This window comes from Salinirubellus salinus, from assembly GCF_025231485.1.
Taxonomy (GTDB): domain Archaea; phylum Halobacteriota; class Halobacteria; order Halobacteriales; family Haloarculaceae; genus Salinirubellus; species Salinirubellus salinus.
This window is the reverse complement of sequence record NZ_CP104003.1, coordinates 1,734,667-1,753,907: the sequence shown is the minus strand read 5'-3', so window position 1 is coordinate 1,753,907 and position 19,241 is coordinate 1,734,667. Positions and strand designations below refer to the sequence as shown.

Below are 19,241 nucleotides of genomic sequence, written 5' to 3'. Positions count from 1 at the left end.
GTCCCGGCGACGGGTTAAGCGTGCTGTCACGCCCCGTCGTGGTTGGCCCCCGCCGGGCGGCGACTTATCGGGTCCGGCCGCCTACCTCGGGTGTGGAGTCGAACACCCGGTCCCGGTCGGACTCGCGCCCGACGCTCGAGGCGGAGTCGTGGCCCGCCGCGCTCGCGACGGTCCGTTACGCCCTGCCGGACGGCGAGGTGACGGTCCCGAAGTGGGCCGAGCCGTCGTTGCCGGACATCCCGCTGCGTCGCGCCAACGTCCCCCTCTCGGTCCACAAGGGCGCGTGGCGTGTCTACCGCGAGGACGAGCGCGGACCGCACGTCCAGATACGCGAGTACGCCGACCACTGGACGGTCGAACTCGACCGGCACAACCCCCGCTACCGGCCGGTCAGGCACCTCGCGGTCGACACGCCGGAGTACACCCGCGAGGCGGTCTCGCACCCGGTCCGGAGCCTGTTCGGCCTGTTCGTGTTCGGGCCACTCCGGGGACTCCAGCTGGCCGAGCAGGTGACGACGACCGTCCTCGGGTCGCTCGTCGAGGGGCTCCAGCGTGGGGCCGGTCACGTCGCGTTCCCGCTGGGTGGCCCGAGCGACGCCGAACCCCCGGATGAGACGGACGGGGCGTAGACGGGGGCGTGGCCGCAGACGCCGGTCGACTACCCCAGCGAGATGTCGAGATAGAGCATCACGACGACGCCGAGCATCGTCCCGAGCGTGGCGACCCGCTCGTGGCCACGGGTGTGGGTCTCGGGCACGATCTCGTCGCTGATGACGAACAGCATCGCACCGGCGGCGAACCCCATCGCGTACGGGAGGAGCACGGAGACGGTCTGGACCGCGTACGCGCCGAGGACGGCCAGCGGTATCTCCACCAGCCCCGACCGGATGCCGGCGAACGCGGCGTACGACCGCCGGTCCAGTCCGGCGTTCACTGCCGCGACCGACACCGCGAGGCCCTCGGGGATGTTCTGGATGCCGATGGCCAGCATCAGGGGGATGGCGGTCCCGAGGTCACCGCTGCCGAAGCCGACGCCCACCGCGAGTCCCTCGGGCATGTTGTGGAGCGTGATGGCGAGGACGAACAGCACGACGCCCGCCAGTCGCTCCTCGCTCACGGGGAGTGACTCGCTCGGGTTCGCCGCGTCCGAGCGGCGCTCGCCCGTGACGAGGTAGTGGGCGTGCGGGACGAGGCCGTCCGCCCGGTCGAGGAACAGCGCCCCGAGCGCCAGCCCCACCAGCACCGGTATCGGGTCGCCGCCCGAGTACTGCTCGATGCCGGGGATGATGAGGCTCGTGAACGAGGCCGCGAGCATCACGCCGGCGGCGAACCCGAGCGCGGCGTCGAGCAGCCGGTCCGAGGGATCGCGGACGACGAAGACGAGCGACGCGCCGACGAGGTTCAGCGCGGCGATGACGATACCGCCGACCAGCCCCTGGACGACGGGGTCGGTCCCGACCAGTCGGACGAACGAGTCCGTCACTGCACCGACGACTACCACCACGACACCCCCGTCGGCGGCTCCGATGTACGCATCGTGGTGGCGAGTCGATACCCGTCGACTTGAACCTTGAGCACCGACGGTCGCCACTCGATTCGCCCCCTCCGCACCGATTCCGACGCGCCCACGGCCACAGGATTGACGGGGCTGGCGAGTCCGCACACGCCCATGGAAGAAGCGCTCGAAGCCGCCGAACTGGTCGCGGACTCCGAACTGGAAGGCGCGTTCACGTGGCTCCTCCGGCTCCTCGGGGTGCTGTTCCTGCTCGCCGGCCTGGGGATGTGGCTCCTGACCGACGCGGGACTGCTCGTGCTCCCGGCGCTCCTGCTGCTCGTCGGCGTCGTGCTGCTGGTCGCCCCCAGCGTGCTGCTCTTCCTCGCGGAACTCACCTGACGACGGCCGCCCGCCGCACGGTCACGGCGTCGGGGTCGGGGTCACCGTCCCGTTCGCGTTCTCGTTCCCGTCACCGGTCGCCGTCGTGGCCGGTACCGCCGTCGCCGCCGTGGCCGTCGGACTCGCGGTGACGGTCGCCGCCCGGTACCACTCGGGCGGCTGGAACGCATCCCGGGGCGACAGCGAGAACGTGGCGAACTGCACCCGACCGTCGCGGGTGTAGATGCCCTCGAACGACCGGACCACCCCGTCGGGGCCGACGACCGCCCGGACCGAGTAGTCCGTCCCGTTCACCGCCTGCCCGCCCTCGCCCTCGACGACCACGCTCCCGTTCCCGAGGCGGCGGACTTCCACCGTCTCCACGTCCAGGTACGTCTCGACGTACGTGGCGGCCAGCCGCGACGGCCGCCCGTACGCGTCCTCGGCCCCGGCGACCGTGACGTTCTCTCCATCGTACCGGTAGGTCCCGTCGGGCGTGACGTACGTGGCGTTCTCGAAGGTCTCGATGGAGAGCCCACCGCCACGCTCGTTCACCTCCTCGACCCGGACGGTGTAGCGGTCCGCGGCCACGGCCTCGACGGTCAGGCGTGGCCCGACGTACACCGTCCCGAGCGAGAACTCCGGGCGGGCCTCACGCTGGTCGAACTGGAACCGGATGGTCTCGCCGCGGACGCTCCGGGCGGTTACCTCGGCGAGGCGCGCAGCGTCGACGCGCTCAGGCCCGACACCCGGCGGGAGCGTGCGTGTCTCGCCGTCGTCGACCGGAACCGGTGCGGGGGTGGCCGTCGGCGTCGTCGCGGCGCTCGGACCACCACCCGGGAGGACGGCCCCGCACCCCGCGAGTGCGAGGAGGACGAAGAGACAGAGCGGGGCGCCCCGGTGCATACCGACTCCTGGTGGCGTGGGTGGATAGCCGCGGGAGTTGCGGGGAGGGTTGCCGCAATCGGTGGCTGTCAGTCGTGCAGTTCACTCCCGTCCGGTACCCCAATCGCGCCCCGTGGAATTCTCAAACCAGATAATGTGGCCGTAGTGCTTATTTTTACGACACGAATGGTCGGTGTATGGCCGGAGCGGTCGACGGAAACACACCGAACGTGCGTGGTACCGAGCAGCTGTCGTCACTGGGGGAACTCCTCCGGTACATCCCGAGCGGGGACACCATCTCCGAGGGGGTGTGGGCGAGACGGCACCGAAACATCGTCCTCGCGGTGTTCGCCCACGTCCCGGTGCTAGTGGCGCTGGGGCTGTACTCCGGGACCGACACACTCGTGACCGGCGCGACCTTCCCGGAGACGCCGTTCTGGCGGGTCCTCGCACAGCCCGGACTCGTCGCCGCGGTGGCCGGGTTCGCGCTGGTCCCGCGGCTCGGCCGGCGGCTGCGGACCGGGCTGGCGTCGTTCGCGCTCGTGCTCTGTTCGATGACGCTCGTGGCGTTCTCGGGCGGGTTCATCGAGGCGCACTTTCACTTCTTCGTCGCGACCGTGTTCCTCGCGCTGTACGAGGACTGGCTGCCGTTCGTGCTGGGTATCGCCTTCGTCGCCATCTCACACGGCATCTTCGGTGTCGTCGACCCCGCGCACGTCTACAACCACGTCGCTGCACAGGAGCGACCGTTCGTCTGGGGGGGTATCCACGCGGTGTTCGTCTTGGCCGGTGCCGTCGGACTGGTCACCCAGTGGATCTCCACGGAACAGTCGCGCGAACGGGTCGAAGAGCAACTCGCCGAGGTGGAGGCCAAGCGTGCGGAAATAGACGACCTCGAACGGCAGAAAGCGGAGGTCCAGCAGGCCCGCGCCGAGGCCGAGGCCGCGCAGGCCGACGCCCGCGAGCAGCGGGCGGCGGTCGAGGAACTGAACGAGCGGCTGGAGACGCGCGCCCAGACCTACAGCGCCGCGATGGCACGGGCGGCCGACGGCGACCTGACCGTTCGACTCGACGAGGACGCCGAGAGCGAGGCGATGTCGAAGGTCGCGGCCGCGTTCAACGAGATGGTGGCCGAGACCGACCGGACGATGCGCGAGATACAGTCGTTCGCACGCGAGGTCGCGGCCGAGAGCGACGTCGTCGACACCAGCGTCACGGAGATCGAGCGGGCCAGCGAGGACGTCAGCCACTCCGTCCAGGAGATCGCCGACGGGACCGACGAGCAACGCGAGATGCTCCGGCGAGCGGTCGACGAGATGACCGACCTCTCGGCGACGGTCGAGGAGATCGCGGCGTCGGCCGACACGGTCGCGAACACCGCCGACGAGACCGCCACGGTCGCCGACGAGAGTGTCGAGACCGCCGAGACGGCCATCGAGAACGTCCACACCGTCGAGACGGCGCTGGACACCACCGTCGCGAACATCGAGCGCCTCGACGCGAAGATGGCCGACATCGGTGAGATAACCGGCTTCATCGGCGAGATTGCCCAACAGACGAACCTACTCGCGCTCAACGCGAACATCGAGGCCGCCCGTGCTGGTCAGGGGGCCGACGGCGGCGCCGCAGGCGACGGGTTCGCCGTCGTCGCCGAGGAGGTCAAGCAGCTGGCCGAGGAGACACAGGCGTCCGCCAGCGAGATCGAACAGCTCGTGACCGAGACCCAGACCCAGACCGCCGAGACCGTCGAGGAGGCCCGCGAGGCGACCCACCACATGGAGGAGGGGGTCGCAGCTGTCTCGGAGGTGACCGAGGCGTTCACGACGGTCCGTGAACACGCCGCCGAGGCCAACGCTGGCATCCGGGAGATCAGCCAGGCGACCGACGACCAGGCGACGACCGCCGAGGAGGTCGTCGCGCGGGTGAACGACGTCTCGGACATCGGCGTCGAGAGCGCCGACAGGGCCGCCAGCGTCTCCGCCGCCGCCGAGGAGCAGACTGCCACCGTCGGCGAGGTCAGCACGACCGTGAGTGGGCTCAACGAGCGGGCCGACCGACTCCAGCAGCTCCTCGCTCGCTTCAGCGTGCGCGGCGAGGCTGACGGTGACGCAGGCGGGAGCGTCCAGCCGGCCGACTGAGTGGCCGAAGGCTCACACGGCTCGTGGCACTCGCGGTCACGCGAGTGGGTGCTCACGCCGTCGTACGTGTGAGTTCCACCACGACGCGAGTACCGGGCTCTGCGTCGCATTTCGATGGTGAATCGACCCTCTGCGGACCGTGACCGCCGAGGAGACCGTCACGGGTGTACCGGAGGGGTGGCCCGTCTCCTCTATGCGGCCGCCGACCCGGTCCGAGCGGCTCCCACGAGACAGTACGCACCTCACAGCCGACCAGCACGGTGCCGTTCGTCCGTGGCGCCACCGGTGCCGACGGCTGCGGTCGCTGTCGACGTGAGCGGCGACCGGTTCACGGAGTTCCCCCGCGAAATCGAGCTTCACTGCGAGGTGACGGTTATCTACCCTGCCCACTGACCACGCGCTATGGATGGCTCGATGCGGCCTCGCCGTACCCACGCGAGGCGAGGTCGATGACCGAACACCCCGTATTGCCGGCCGAGGAGTCCGTGTTGCACACCGCCGACGAGGACGACCTCTACAAGGACAGTGGCAAGATCAAGAAGAAGTACTACAAGCGCGAACTCGAGCGGCTGCAGGAGGAGCTCGTCAGACTCCAGATGTGGGTCAGAGAGCAGGGCCTCCGCGTCGTCGTGTGTTTCGACGGCCGAGACGCGGCCGGCAAGGGTGGGACGATCCACCGCATCACCCGTCGGACGAGCTCGCGGGTGGTGAAGGTCGTCGCGCTCGACAAGCCCACCGAACGCGAGCAGACCCAGTGGTACTTCCAGCGCTACGTCGAGCACCTCCCCGCCGCAGGCGAGATGGTCCTGTTCGACCGCTCGTGGTACAACCGCGCCACCGTCGAACGGGTGATGGACTTCTGCACCGACGATGAGTACCGGGAGTTCCTCCGGAGTGCCCCCGAGTTCGAGCGGATGTTGCAGCGCTCGGGGATCATCCTCCTCAAGTACTGGTTCTCCATCAGCGACGAGGAACAGGAGCGACGCTTCCAGAAGCGGAGCAACGACCCGAAACGACGCTGGAAACTCAGTCCGATCGACCTCGAGGCCCGGGAACGCTGGGTCGAGTACTCCCGCGCGAAGGACGCGATGTTCACCCACACAGACACGGCGGACTCGCCGTGGTACGTCATCAACGCCGACGTGAAGAAACACGCCCGGCTCAACTGCATCAGTCACCTCCTCTCACAGATCGACTACGAAGACACCATGCCCGAGCCGACCCAGCTCCCCGAGCGGCAGACGGACCCGAACTACGAGCGCCCGGCCATCGACAGCCAGAACTGGGTCCCCGCGCTGTACGGGTCGAACCCCCCGGCGAGCGACGTGGAGCGCTCCTGACTGCACCTTCCCCCATCGATCGTCGATGAGGTTCGGGTCGTGACGCCGCGCGTGCGGGACCACGGCGAGTGGTCGCCAAACTGGACCACACCGAGGTACCGGACTCACGCACCCGGCCCCCACGAGGTCGAGGAGACACCACACGGCCGTGGCCGAACGGCGCCACGCCAGCCTCGCAGGCCCCGCCCGTCCGAGGCGTCCACTGACAAGCCAGTCGTCGCCCCCGACCCGTGCCTCGTGGAGCGTATCGGTAGCCCCAGCCCCGGGCACGCCACGGAACAGCTGTCGCTTCGCGTGGGTGCGCCCGCGGCCCTCCGAGCGACCGACGACCGAACCTGACGCCGCGGCGGGCCGCCCCGCTCGGTGACGAGTGTCTAGTGACCTGATCACGATCGGTGACCATCGATTCGACTGGAGCCCATCGCACCGTGGCCAGTCACGACGACCCCGGCCTCAGTGCCGAACCGTACGGGGTACCATACTATCACCTCTACGAACAGGTCGGACACTCAGAACGTACCTCGGTGCATAAACAGACGTCCCGAGTATCCGAGTGTCCGCCGTTCTACGCCGGATCAGCTCGAAACCCGCGGACACGGCCGCGAGAGCCGTTCTGGCTGAGTGTCCGGACACCTCCTCGAACAGATGACGATACGGCTCCAGCGACCCGTGTGAACCGTCTTGGCCGCTCTGGGTGCGTCTCACCTCCGGACACTCGACCCGAACCCCCGGGCAAGCGCGTCCGAGAACTGCCCATCGACAGCAGGGAACTGGTGGTCCGCTCGACGAGCGGTGACACGACGCTCGACGACTGACTCGGAACTCGTCGAACCACGTCGCTATCGGGTTCCTCAGGCAGGAATCTGGATGTCTGAGTATCGCCCATCGTGTCACCTCGACCCGTTCGTTCCACTCCATCCAGCCAGAGGGTAGCCCGACCGGACACTCGGATTCGTCCATCAGGACCGTTTTTCCGGGCGTGTCCGCCGGATGTCCGGCCGAACGGTGCCTCGAGCGGGAGTGATTGGAGCGCTCGGACGCCCTCCGTGCCCCACGCCGAGTGTCGACCCTCCACGGCTTCGGGGCGCGCTCGGGTTGGTACGCCCCCCGAACTCGCCGTCCGTCCGGCGGCTCGTCGTGCTCGATCGGTGACCCCTGCACAGTCGAGTTCCACCTGAAGCCGACCTCGTTCGTGAACACCGTTCCCTCGACGGTAGCGCGCTGCTCAGGCAACGTACTCGCACGTCGACCGGTCGCCTCGGCGACGCTCTTCGCTGACTCCGGGTCCCCGACGAAGCCGCACGGTTCGCGTTGGCGACTTCGACCCCCGGTCTATCCGCCCCGAGGCGGTGTGGGGCGCATGCGATAGCGTGCCCCCCGCCAGTCGAGTATGACGTACCCGAACACACCAGTCAGCCACGATCAGCAACTACCCCTCTCGACGTCTGGGGCTCGAGCACGTAACGCCCCACCAGAAACTGGGCGAACTCGGGTCTCTCACCAGCGATACCGCAGTCGGCGACTCGCCTCCCCGACCACCCCGCTCCGAGCGCACCCGTCCCCGCTCACGACGCACACGTTTATGAGCGATAGCGAGACCACCCGGGGTCGATACCGATGACTCACCCCTGCCCGAGCTGTGACCGGACGTTCGAGACTCTCGCCGGGATGCGCCAGCACCACACCAAAGTCCACGACGAACCGCTCGCGAACTGCACCTGTGCGACGTGCGAGATGCCGTTCTACGACCCCGATTCGGCACGCGTCTACTGCGCCGACTGCTACGACACGGGCGGCGTGGCCGACTGGAACCGTGGCAACACCGAGACCGAGTGCATCGAGTGCGGGGCGACGTTTCTCTACTACCCCTCCGAGAAGTCCGGTCTCTACTGTCCGACGTGCGTGGCCGACCCGTCGGTGACGTGTAGGCCGCGGCGGCGGGACGAATCGGGAAAACGGACGGTGGACTGTACATTCTGTGGTGCGAAATTAGCGGTTTACCGCTCGAAGGCGGAGGGGCAGCAGCGGGTCTACTGCGATCGTGAGTGCTACGACAACTGGCTCGTCGAGGACCACAAACGCCGTCACAGCTCGAAGGTCGCCCCGTCAGAGTACTACACGACCGGCTGGATCGCGGCGCGCCGGGCCGCTCTCGAGCGTGACGACCACACTTGTCAACGGTGTGGTATCGCCGCTGAAGATGCAGAACAGCCGCTCGAAGTTCACCACATCACCCCTGTTCGGACGTTCGAGTATCCTGTCGACGCGCACTTACTCGATAATCTCGTCACACTCTGTCGACCCTGTCATTACGTGGTGGAGAATTGTGGCGACGATGAACTATTCAGTAACACTGACTGAGTACAGATGGAAATCTATTCCAGCCATCTGAGGCGTCACATACTGCTCTGTGCAGCTTCTATTTGGTAAAATGAAGTGCTCCGACGGGGATTTGAACCCCGGTCATTGCCTCGAGAGGGCAATATGATTGGCCGGACTACACTATCAGAGCGCATCTGAACGTAGCGGGGATTGACGTTTAACGGTTGCGCTTTCCCGGCGCTGTGTGTCGAATCGGCACGTGAGCGGACCACACTGTCACCCGAGTGGTGGGTCCGCGGTGGGACGAGCAGTTATCCAGCGTGCCGACGTCTAGAGGCCGATGCACACGACCCGGGTGACGATCGCGCTCGTCGCACTCCTGTTGCTGGCGACGCCGGCGCTCGCCCACGTCCCGACGTTCCCTGAGGGCAACACGACGCCAGAGCGGGCCGTCGACGTCCCGGACGCCGCCAAGTCGTGGTCGTTCTACGACCGCCTCGCGCCCGGCGAGGTCCGGTACTACCGGTTCTCGCTGGCGGCCGGTGAGCGACTCCGGGTGGGCACGTTCACCCCGTCGGCGTCGGGGTTCACGCCGGGGTTCGTCCTGATGAGTCCCGCCATCGAGGGGGCAGACGCGGTCCCCGATGGCGTCGTCGTCCCCGACGGCATGGGGGCGACGGTCGTCCCCGGCGAGCGGCCCGGATCGCCCAGCTACGAACCGTTCGGGCCGTCGGCCAACTACCACACGGCCGACCTCGACCAGCCGGTCACGCGCGACACCACGTACCTCCTCGCCGTCTACGAGCCGGCGGATCGTGCCGGACAGGTGGGGGTGGCGCTCGGCTACCGCGAGCAGTTCTCGCTGGTCGAGTATCTCACCGTCCCGTTCGACCTCGTCCAGACCCACCTCTGGGAGGGCCAGTCGCCCGTCCTCGTCTACGGACCGTGGGCCGTGACGCTCCTCGGGGGGGTGGCGCTGGCGTGGCGTCGTCGAGCCACCGGGCTCGCGCGCCCCTTCGCCAGGTGGGTCGGGGTCGCGGCGCTCCTCGTCGTCGGGACGGGCGTGAGCGCCGCCCTCCAGATGGGGCTCGCGCTCTCGAAGACCGGGCTGACGCCGGGGGCGCTCGTCACGGCGGCGTTCGTGGTCGTCCCCCTCGTCGGCGGCGGGTGGGTGGCCTGGCGACTGCGTGACGGCCTCCGCCCGACGCTCGGCACGCGCGTCGGGCTCGCCCTCGTCGGGGTCACGGCGCTCGTGACGTGGGCGGGGTTCGTCGTCGCTCCCGCGGTCGTCCTCGTGGCCGCGGTGGCACCGGCTCGGTTCCTCGACCCCCGGCCCGACGACGGGACGACCCCCTTCGGGCGACGTGCACACGGGACGGGCGACCGCAACTGATAAGTTCGGTATCCTACAGTCTCGTGACGTATGCACAAGCGGTTGGTCCCCGCGGTAGCGATAGCAGTCGTACTGATGGTTCTCGCCCCGTTGACCGGACTCCCGGTCGGGGCGAGCGTGAACGCCGACGCGCCTGCGAGCGACGCCTCGCCCGCGCTGTCAGTCGCCACGGACGCGAGCAACCACACCGAGACGGTGCCCGGTACCGGTGCCATCCTCGACGTGGCGCCGGCCCCCGACGGCGGGACGTACCTCGTCGGCGGGACGGCACCCGAGGCCCCGAACCTCACCGTCACCCGGGTCGACCGGAACGGGTCGGTCGTCTGGCAGCGGTCGTACGAGGCGGCCAACGCATCCCGGGTCGGGCGGTCGGTCGCCGCGACGGACGAGGCCATCTACGTCGTCGAGACCGTCGGGCCGGTCCGGTCGGCGTCGACGCCCCCGACCGAGCGACCGCAGGAGCGACTCCTCCGCCTCGACACGAACGGCTCCGTCGTCTGGACCGAGTCGCTCGGCAACGCCACGTTCGCCGAGCGCGGCGGCCTCGTGGCCGCACCGGACGGTGGCGTGGTCCTCGCCCGTCCGACCGGGACGCGTGACCGGGCGACGAGTCTGCTCCGGGTCACTCCCGACGGGACGGTGGCGTGGAACCGGACCTACGAGGGTGGCCGGCCCCGGTCGCTCGCCGCCACCGACGACGGCGGCTACCTGGTCGGCGGCCAGTTCGGCTACGACCAGGGCTGGGTGCTCGGCGTGGCGCCGAACGGGAGCGTCGAGCTGAACGTGACGCTCGGCGGCTTCCACGAGCGCCGCGTCGCCGGCGTGACGGCGACCGACGACGGTGGTGCGCTGCTGATCGGTGACGCGGGCGTCCGTGGGTTCGGCGAGGTCGACCCGTGGGCCGCGCGCGTCGACGCCGACGGCGCGGTCCGCTGGAGTCGGACGTACCCGGCCGAACCGCGGGTCCGAGCGCGGGCGGCCGTCGACACCGGCGAGGGCCTGCTCGCGGTCCACGACCTGAACGGGGAGTTCGGCGAGCGCGGGACGCGCCTCACGCACGTCACCCCGACGGGTGCCGTGGGGACGGCCAGCGTCGAGGGCGAGCGGTTCGGCGCCGTCCCCCGCCTGCTCGAGGACGGCACGGTCCGACTCTACGGCACTCGCTACAACCGGACGGGGTCGACGCCCGAGACGTTCGAGATAACCGTCAGCGGTACGGTGAGCGAGACGACGGTCCCGTCGCCGGCGGCGGCCCCCCTCGAAGCGCACGCGGGCGTGACGACGAACCAGACCGCCTACCGCGGCCAGAACCTCCGACTCGACGCGCCCGGCGGGACGACGTTCGGACTCCTGCGACTCCCCGGGGAGTACACCGAGTTCGACGAGCCCCGACTCGTCCGTCGGCTGACGACGGCGAACGGGTCGGTCACGTTCGAGACGGCGACGCTGGAGTCGGGCCGCTACGCCGTGCGGACGGCCCCGAACTTCTGGGTCGGTCTCGAGAACGGGTCGACGGTCGGCATCACCGGCAACGAGTCGGCCGTCGCGTTCGAGGTGCGTGACCGCCGGCTCCGGTTCGACTACCGACCCGACCACCGCCCCCGACCCGGGCCGAGCGACGGGCCGGGCTTCGACGACCGCGTCGTCGAGACGTTCGACGGCGAGGGCGTCGTCGAGGCGGCCATCGACGCCGAGGGCGAGTCGTTCACCGCACGCGTCGGCCTGACGCGACTGAACGGCTCCAGTCCGACGCCCGCCGAACTCCGGGCGGCGCTCGCGGCCGACCCGCAGTTCGGGGGGATGCAGAGCGTCGGGACGTTCGACGGCCGGCCCTACGGCACCGTGGCGATGCCGGCCGACGGCGACCGGAACCTCACCCTGAACGCGAGTGCGCTGCCGGCCGGCCTCTACCGCGTGACGGTGACTGCCGACGAGACGTTCGACGCGACCGAACCCGCCACCGACCAGGTGGTCGTGATCCACGAGGAGCGCGACGTGCGCGTCGTCCCGAGGAACGAGACGCTGACGCTCCCGGCCGACGGCTCGGCGTCGACGAACCTCACGCTCGCCGGTGCGGACGCCGGCCTGCGCGCGTTCCGCGTCGAGGCCAACCGGACCGGCCCGCCGTCCGTCTCGCTGAACCTCGACCTCGCGCGGACGCTCGACTACCGCTCGGCCAGCGGCGGCGGCGGGATGGGCGGTGACCGGTCGAGTGCACACGCCGAGTCGCTCGAGATCGTCTCCTCGCCCAACGGCTCGTTCACCATCGCCACCCTCCGCGTGGAGGCCCGGCGGTTCGGCGACGAGACGCCTCGAACCGGCAACAACACCATCACGCTCGGCCCGGCGTACGCCGTCGACCGCGACGGCGTGCCCTACAGCCTCGACGACCCGGTCACGCTCACCTACACCGTGACCGAGGCGCAGAACGCGACCGACACCGAAGACGGCGAGCGGACGAGCGAGTCGTCGACTCGGCGCTCCGGCCGCGAGTCCGGGTCGGCCTCGTCGTCGACGACGGTCCGGGGTGGCGGAGGCGACGGGAACTGAGCCCACACCGGCGGTCGCCGTACCGCCCGCCGTCCCTCCTCAGCGGCGCGAGGGGACGAGCACCGCTGGGTCGGCCCCGGCCTGCGTGGGTTCCGCGTCGAGCCACGCGGCGTAGCCGACCGACCGGGCCTCGGTGAGGGCGGCCGGGCACGGCTCGGCGAACACCGTGGCGACGGCGGCGTCGAACGCCGGTTCGAGCTCGGCCGCCGGCCCGGCCACCTCGACGCCGACGGTCCAGGCGTTGGCGGTCGGCGTGGTCACCGCCGTGAGTTCGACGTGTGCCGTCGGACCGGCCACCCCCGACGCGGATGCGTCGTCGCCGTCGAGCCTGTGGAGGAGTCGCGACTTCTGGACCGGAACCCAGAGACCCGTCGGGTCCCGCGCTCGGAGGGCAGCACGCTCGTCGAGCGAGAAACTCCACTTGTACCACTGCTCGACGTGCCCGTCGACCTCGCCCCCGACCGTGCGCGAGACCGGCGCCCCCAGTCGCCGTTTCACCTCGACGAACCCGTCGCCCTCGTCGCGGAGCTTGAGGTTGAGCGCGGCGTCGGTGGGCGCGAGGTACAGATCGGTCCGGGACCCGGCGTCGGCGTCACCGAGGCGACCGAACCACTCCCGGAGCGGCTCCGGCGGGGGCCCGTCGCCGAACCAGCGGACCTCGAGTGCGTTCGTCTCCGTGGGCTGTGACATACCGGACGCCCGCGAGCGACGGGCATCAAGCTAGGTGCGAGAGACACCCCCTCGGCTCGGCACGCGTGGGGCGTGGACTAAAGTGCGTCCGCCCCGAGTCTTGTCGCGGATGGAGTACACCCTGCAGACCGACGAGACGGTCTCCTCGGGTATCGAGCGGATCGTCGACGGGAAGGTCGAGGCCGGTCTCGCGGAGATCGACGGGGACGCCGACGTGCACGAGACCGTCCACGAGGTCCGAAAGCGGTGCAAGGAGATCCGGGCGGCGATGCGGCTGGTGCGACCGGTGCTCTCGACCTACAGCGAGGAGAACGCGCACTACCGTGACGCCGGCCGTCGCGTCTCCGATATCAGGGACGCTCACGCCGCCATCGAGACGTTCGACGACCACGTCGAGCCGGCGGCCATCGAACACGGGGCGCTGGACGAGGGGACGCTCGCCGAGGTGCGCGAGACGCTCGTCGAGCGCCGGGACGAGCTGGCCCGCGAACAGGACGTCAAGGCGCGGCTGGCGGCGGTGCGACGGGACCTGCTCGAAGGACGCGAGCGCGTCGACACCCTCCCCATCGCCACCGAGGGCTACGACGCGGTGGCCGGGGGGCTCCGCAAGTCGTACAAGCGGGGGCGCAACCGGATGGCCGAAGCGTACGAGGACCCCGAGTTCGAGCGGTTCCACGAGTGGCGAAAGCGGGTCAAGTACCACCGCTATCACTGTCGCCTGCTCCGGCAGGTGTGGGTCGGGCCGATGAAGGCCCGTCGCTCGGCGCTCAAGGATCTCTCCGACGTCGTCGGCGACGCGAACGACCTCGCGGAGTTCACGATGCTGCTGGCAGACGAGGAACTGTTCGACCCGGCGGTCCGCGAGTCCCTCGAACGGGTCTGTCTCGGCCGGCGGGCCGAGTACCACCGCGAGGGGCGGGCGCTGGGCGAACGCGTCTTCACCGAGAAACCCGACCGACTGGTCGACCGTGTCGGCACCTACTGGCGAGCCGCCCACGAGTACGACCCCGAGCGCTGAGGCGGCGTCGGTCCCCGCTCGAACCGTTCAGTGACGCTCCTCGACCCGCTCCTCGTGACACCGGCGGAAGAGCCGTGCGAGCGCGAGGACCTCGGACCGCGACTCGACCACCGGGTACCCCTCGACGACCGTCTCGTCCCACTCGCCCGCCCGATGGCGCTCCTCGACGAACGCCTCGATACGGTTCCCGATGCGGTAACAGTCGTCGGCGGTGAGGTCGTCGCTCGGGGTGAACCCCGTCACCGCCTCGACGAAGGCCGCGTAGCGGTCGAGGACGGGCCGGATTCCGGCTCCCGACCCCTCGACTGCCTCCAGAGACTCGACGGTGTCGCCCGAGATGGCGTCGGCTTCGATGGTGGGCATATAGGTCTCGATAGCAGTGGGGTGTGCTAACAGTTGAGAGTTGCGCAACCGTCTCGGCCGCGTGAACGTGGGGTACCGGGCAGTCGCCGGGACTCAGGCGTCCTCGTCCTCGAACGGCGAGCGCGCCGCGTCGGGTTCCATCCCCTTCTTCGAGATGATGTTCTCGCGGCCCACCCGGAGCTTCGAGATCTCGCCGGCCTCCTCCATCTCCGAGAGGAGCATCGACACCTTCGACTTCGACCAGTCGGTCTCGTCGACGATGTTCACCTGCTTCATGCGGCCGCCGTTCTCGTCCAGCAAGCGCATCACGCGCTCCTCGTCCGAGAGGAGTTCCGCGTCGGTGACCGCCGGTTCGGGCTCGGGGTCGGCCTCGCCGGCGGCACCGGCTGCGGCCGCCGCGGCCCCGCCGTCGCCGTCGCCGTCGTCCCCCGTAATCGTCGCGCTGGCCGCGCCGGCGTCGCCGCCGCCGAGCGCGCCCGAGCGGTAGGCGACGGCCCCCCCGACGCCCAGCAACAGGACAGCCAGCAGGCCGACCAGCGGGAGCATCCCGAGGCCACCGCCGCCACCACCGGCGCCGGGCGTGGTCGCCGTGTCCGCCGGGCCACCGCCCGTGCCGGGCGAGGTGGTCGCCGTGGCGGTCCCCGTCGACGCCGAGGGTTGCGCGAGCACCACCCGCGGGCGCTCGTCGGCGAACGTCCGCTCGCCCCGCCAGGTCACCGAATCGCTCTCGGCCAGCGACTCGCCGGCGATCGACTCCGGCGAGGGGGAGGCCTCCTCGAACACGACGCCCGGCCCGCGGGTGAACACGAGTCGCTGGTCGGCCCGGATGTAGAGACCGCCCTCGAACACGTCGCCGACGACGACCCGGTCGCCCTCGACGGTGGCGAACCCGACCCAGCGGAACGACATCTCGACGATACCCTCGTTGCCGAGTTCGCTCACCCGTGCGTCGCGCTGGAACGCCTCGGCGGCCATCTCCCGGTCGGTGGCGTTCGTCCCCGCGCTGACGAGTCGCTCCGAGCGGTTGACGAAGTCCGTGTAGAGTGCCGTCTCCTCGCTGTCGAACCGGTCGGCGAACGTCTCGAAGTCCTGTCGCTCGGTCTCGTTCGAGAGCGTCCGCTCGAAGCGGAACGTCCACCGCGCGGTGCCGTTCCCGTAGACCGTGACGAGGAACGCGGTCCGGTCGAACTCCTGCTGGGCCTCGGCGACGCTCTCGGGGCCGGGGCGGTCGGCCGTCGCGGGTTGTGTCCCCGCGGCCGGTGCCCCCGCGGCGACGGTGGGCGCACCGAGCGTGAGCAGCGGCGCACCCACGCCGACGACGAGGAGGCTCGCGAGGGCGAGGGAGAGGGCCATTGCACGCGTGGGACGGTCCGGTCGCATCTGTTGCTACCTCTCCCGGCGCGTTATAAAATCCCTGTGGCACGCACCGATGGCGAGTCGCTCGCTCGCCGTCGGCTGTGGGCCGCGAGCCCCCTCGAAACCCGTCACGAGCGGCTAGTCGGCGAGCGCCTCGGCCAGCACCTGCACCGGGTGCGGCGGCGACTCGCTCCCCTCGCGGTCACCCAGCTGCGTCCGGCAGGACGCCCCCGGTGCGACGACGCGGTCGCCCGGACTCGCGTCCACCAGTTCGAACAACTGTTCGGCGACCGCCTTCGACATCGAGTAGTGCTCGGCCTCGTAGCCGAACGACCCCGCCATCCCGCAACAGGAGGAGTCGAGCGGGTCCACCTCGAAGCCGGCCCCGCGGAGGACGGCGACGGCGTGGTGGTCCTTCCGCGTGGCCTTCTGGTGGCAGTGGCCGTGGTAGGTGAGCGACCCGGCGGACGTGTCGGAGCGCCAGTCGACGCCGGCCGTCAGGTCGTGGTGGTCGAGGTACTCACAGACGCCGTAGGTGTACTCCGAGAGCAGGTCGACGGCCGTCCCCGAGAGGAGGTCCCTGTAGTCCGACTGGAGCATCACGGCGTCGGACGGTTCGACGACGACCACGTCCCAGCCGTCCTCCACGCGGGGGGCGAGTTCGCCCACCGTCGCGGTCGCCCGCTCCTTCGCCACGTCGAGGAACCCCTGTGAGTGGGCGGCCCGGCCGGTGGGGCCGGTGTCCGGGACGTCGACGTGGACGCCGGCCGCCTCCAGCACCTGGACGGCCGCCCGCAACACCGCGGGGTTCGAGTAGTCGTTGTAGGTGTCGGGGACGAGCACCGCCCGTCGGGTCGCCTCGCGCTCGGGCAGGCCGCCCTCGCGTGCGGCGAACCAGTCGCGGAACGTCTCGCGCTCGAAGTGAGGGAGCGACCGCTCGCGGGCGATGCCGAGCGTCCGCTCAGCCAGCCACCCACTCCCCGGGAGCGACTGGACGACGTTCGAGAGCGGCGCGAGCGCCGACCCGACCTTCGAGAGGGTGTGGACGTTCGCGAACAGCCGCTCGCGGCGGGTCGACCCGGACTCCTGGTGGTGGGCGTGTTCGACCTCCACCTTCATCTTGGCGAGGTCGACCTGACTCGGGCAGTCGTGGGCACACCCCTTGCATCCAACACAGAGGTCGAGCACCTCCCGGAGGAACTCGGGGTCGGTGCTCTCGGCGTCGAGCGTCCCGCTCATCGCCTGCCGGAGCATGTTCGCCCGGCCACGGGTCGACTGGATCTCCTCCTCCGTCGCGCGGTAGGTCGGACACATCACGCCACCGGTCGTGTGCTGCGGGCCGGTACAGCCCCCGCAGCCGTGACAGAGTTCGACCATCCCGGCCATCCCGTTCTCGTTCTCCCAGTGCAGCGCCGGCTCGAACCCGAGGTCGAGGTCGTACTCGTCGTCGAACCGGAGGTGCTCGGTCATCGAGACGTCGCCGCAGACCTGTCCGGGGTTCAGGATACCGTCGGGGTCGAACGCCCGCTTCAGGTCGACGAACAGCTCGAAGACGTGGTCGCCGTACAGTTTCCGGTTCCACTGGCTCCGGGCGCGGCCGTCGCCGTGCTCGCCCGAGACGCTCCCGCCGTACTCGACGACGAGGTCGGTCACGCCGTCGGCGATGGCCTCCATCTGCGCGATGCCTTCCACGGTCTTCGTGTCCACGAGCGGGCGGACGTGGAGACAGCCGGGCCCCGCGTGGGCGTAGAACGAGGCGGAGGTGCCGTTGGCCTCCAGCACCTCGCGGAACTCCGTGACGAACCCCGGCAGCGCCTCGGGCGGGACGGCGGTGTCCTCGATGAACGAGATGTGTTTCGCGTCGCTCGTCCGCGAGAGGAGGATGGGGAGCCCCGACTTCCGGAGCTTCCAGAACCGGGCGCGCTCGGCGTCGTCGTGGGCCTCGTCGGCTTGCGTGGCCCGGACGGCCGCACCCGTCTCGGGCGCCCAGTCGGGCACCGCGGCCTCGGTGGGGGTGTCGGGCGAGCGGTCGGCCAGCAGCCCGGCCACCTTCTCGCGCCCCTCGGCGTCCGAGTCGGCGTAGAACTCCACGAGCAGCATCGCGCCCGTCCCCTCGGGCACCATCTCGCCGACGAGGTCGCCGAACTCGCTGGTGTCGCGGGCGAGGTCCAGCAACACGTCGTCCATCACCTCGACGGCCGCGGGGTCGTGTTCAAGGATGGGGGCGACGTCCTCCATCGCGTCCACGAGGTCCGGGTACGCGAGCAGGGCCACCGACTTCGTCTCCGGGATGGGTTCGAGCGAGAGCGTCGCCTCGGTGACGACGGCGAGGGTCCCCTCACTCCCGGCGAGCAGTCGGCCGAGGTTGACCGTCGCCTCGTCGTCGGCGAGGGCCTCGCGACCCTCCTCGACCAGCCGGTCGAGGTTGTACCCCGAGACGTTCCGCTTGAGGTCGGGGAACGCCTCGTCCACCGCGTCGGCCTCCTCCTCGACGATGCGGAGCACCTCGCGGGCGACCTTCGACTCGAGGTTCCAGTCGCCGTCGGCCCGCGACCGGAGTTCCTCGAGCGTCATCTCGCCGAACTCGTGGATCGACCCGTCAGAGAGCACCACCTCGAGCGACTCGACGTAGGCGTCGGTCTTGCCGTACTGCAGCGAGTGTGCGCCGGTGGAGTTGTTGCCGACGGCACCGCCGACGACGGACTTGTCGCCCCACGCGGGGTCGGGCGCGAACTTCAGCCCGTGGTCGGCCAGTCGGTCGTTCAGGTCGCCCAGCCTGCAACCGGGCTGGACGCGTACCTCGGGTGCGTCGAGGTCCATGTCTCGCACCCGGTCCATGTGCTTCGTGAAGTCCAGGATCACGGCCTCGTTCACCGACTGGCCCGCGAGCGACGTGCCCGCCCCGCGCGGGAGGACGGCGACGCCCGCCTCGCGGCAGTGCGAGACGACGGCCGCCACGTCCTCGGTGTGACGCGGGAACACCACGCCGACCGGGGGCACCTCGTAGGCAGAGGCGTCGGTGGCGTACAGCGTGCGGGTGTACTCGTCGAACCGGACCTCGCCGTCGACGAGGCGGTCCAGCGCGGCCGCGAGGGCGGGGTCGGTCCCGGTCCCTCCCACTGCGTCTCCGTCGTCCGAGCGATAGTCGTAGTCGGCCCGCGGGTCGCTCGCGGGGTCCGGGGGTACGTCGCCGTCACTGCCGTCGTCGTCGACGTGTCGCGCGCTCTCGCCGTGCCCGCCACGTCCCTCGGTCGCCATGCACACGGCTACGCGGGCGGGTGGCTAAAAAGCGTCCGACGGCCGGGCCGCGCTG

General features: G+C 70.2%; 14 protein-coding genes and 1 tRNA gene. 8 read left to right on the top strand and 7 right to left on the bottom strand.

Going from position 1 to position 19,241, the window contains the following annotated elements:
- Positions 1-92: 92 nt before the first annotated feature.
- Positions 93-629 (top strand): hypothetical protein, encoded by a 537-nt coding sequence (locus N0B31_RS09625; RefSeq protein ID WP_260643647.1) that lies wholly within the window; start codon positions 93-95, stop codon positions 627-629.
- A 29-nt stretch (positions 630-658) separates the two neighbouring features.
- Here the strand turns inward: N0B31_RS09625 and N0B31_RS09620 are convergent, their stop codons facing one another.
- Positions 659-1,501: a ZIP family metal transporter gene (locus N0B31_RS09620; protein ID WP_260643646.1), complete on the bottom strand. Its 843-nt coding sequence runs from the start codon at positions 1,499-1,501 to the stop codon at positions 659-661.
- A gap of 168 nt (positions 1,502-1,669) precedes the next feature.
- On the opposite strand from N0B31_RS09620, the gene N0B31_RS09615 reads away from it, so the two are divergent.
- Positions 1,670-1,894, top strand: coding sequence for a hypothetical protein (locus N0B31_RS09615; protein ID WP_260643645.1), 225 nt, complete (start codon positions 1,670-1,672; stop codon positions 1,892-1,894).
- A 21-nt stretch (positions 1,895-1,915) separates the two neighbouring features.
- On the opposite strand, the gene N0B31_RS09610 is transcribed toward N0B31_RS09615, so the two are convergent.
- Positions 1,916-2,779, bottom strand: a complete 864-nt coding sequence (locus tag N0B31_RS09610; protein WP_260643644.1) for a hypothetical protein — start codon at positions 2,777-2,779, stop codon at positions 1,916-1,918.
- A gap of 176 nt (positions 2,780-2,955) precedes the next feature.
- Here N0B31_RS09610 and N0B31_RS09605 point away from each other — a divergent pair, with 176 nt between their 5' ends.
- The 3 genes from N0B31_RS09605 to N0B31_RS09595 all read left to right on the top strand — a co-directional run bounded on the left by N0B31_RS09605 (position 2,956) and on the right by N0B31_RS09595 (position 8,597).
- Positions 2,956-4,896: a methyl-accepting chemotaxis protein gene (locus N0B31_RS09605; protein WP_260643643.1), complete on the top strand. Its 1,941-nt coding sequence runs from the start codon at positions 2,956-2,958 to the stop codon at positions 4,894-4,896.
- Between the two features lie 449 nt (positions 4,897-5,345).
- Complete coding sequence (ppk2, locus tag N0B31_RS09600; RefSeq protein ID WP_260643642.1) at positions 5,346-6,236, top strand: polyphosphate kinase 2; 891 nt, start codon at positions 5,346-5,348, stop codon at positions 6,234-6,236.
- Positions 6,237-7,853: 1,617 nt separating this feature from the next.
- On the top strand, positions 7,854-8,597 hold the full coding sequence (locus N0B31_RS09595; RefSeq protein WP_260643641.1) for an HNH endonuclease: 744 nt from the start codon (positions 7,854-7,856) through the stop codon (positions 8,595-8,597).
- A 76-nt stretch (positions 8,598-8,673) separates the two neighbouring features.
- Here N0B31_RS09595 and N0B31_RS09590 read toward each other — a convergent pair.
- Positions 8,674-8,748, bottom strand: a tRNA-Glu gene (locus tag N0B31_RS09590).
- Between the two features lie 150 nt (positions 8,749-8,898).
- Here N0B31_RS09590 and N0B31_RS09585 point away from each other — a divergent pair.
- Both N0B31_RS09585 and N0B31_RS09580 read left to right on the top strand, forming a co-directional pair.
- Entirely contained in the window at positions 8,899-9,951 is a 1,053-nt protein-coding gene (locus N0B31_RS09585; RefSeq protein WP_260643640.1) for a hypothetical protein, read from the top strand.
- Between the two features lie 30 nt (positions 9,952-9,981).
- Entirely contained in the window at positions 9,982-12,501 is a 2,520-nt protein-coding gene (locus tag N0B31_RS09580; RefSeq protein WP_260643639.1) for a hypothetical protein, read from the top strand.
- Positions 12,502-12,540: 39 nt separating this feature from the next.
- Here N0B31_RS09580 and N0B31_RS09575 read toward each other — a convergent pair whose 3' ends face one another.
- Positions 12,541-13,191: a hypothetical protein gene (locus N0B31_RS09575; RefSeq protein WP_260643638.1), complete on the bottom strand. Its 651-nt coding sequence runs from the start codon at positions 13,189-13,191 to the stop codon at positions 12,541-12,543.
- Between the two features lie 109 nt (positions 13,192-13,300).
- Between N0B31_RS09575 and N0B31_RS09570 the strand changes: the two genes are divergently transcribed.
- Positions 13,301-14,209, top strand: a complete 909-nt coding sequence (locus N0B31_RS09570) for a CHAD domain-containing protein (RefSeq protein ID WP_260643637.1) — start codon at positions 13,301-13,303, stop codon at positions 14,207-14,209.
- Between the two features lie 27 nt (positions 14,210-14,236).
- Here N0B31_RS09570 and N0B31_RS09565 read toward each other — a convergent pair whose 3' ends face one another.
- From N0B31_RS09565 to N0B31_RS09555, 3 genes are all read right to left on the bottom strand, one after another.
- On the bottom strand, positions 14,237-14,572 hold the full coding sequence (locus N0B31_RS09565; RefSeq protein ID WP_260643636.1) for a hypothetical protein: 336 nt from the start codon (positions 14,570-14,572) through the stop codon (positions 14,237-14,239).
- A gap of 93 nt (positions 14,573-14,665) precedes the next feature.
- On the bottom strand, positions 14,666-15,925 hold the full coding sequence (locus N0B31_RS09560; RefSeq protein WP_260643635.1) for a helix-turn-helix transcriptional regulator: 1,260 nt from the start codon (positions 15,923-15,925) through the stop codon (positions 14,666-14,668).
- Positions 15,926-16,066: 141 nt separating this feature from the next.
- A complete protein-coding gene (locus N0B31_RS09555) occupies positions 16,067-19,186 on the bottom strand; it encodes an FAD-binding and (Fe-S)-binding domain-containing protein (protein WP_260643634.1) in 3,120 nt (1,039 codons plus the stop codon).
- Positions 19,187-19,241 lie beyond the last annotated feature (55 nt).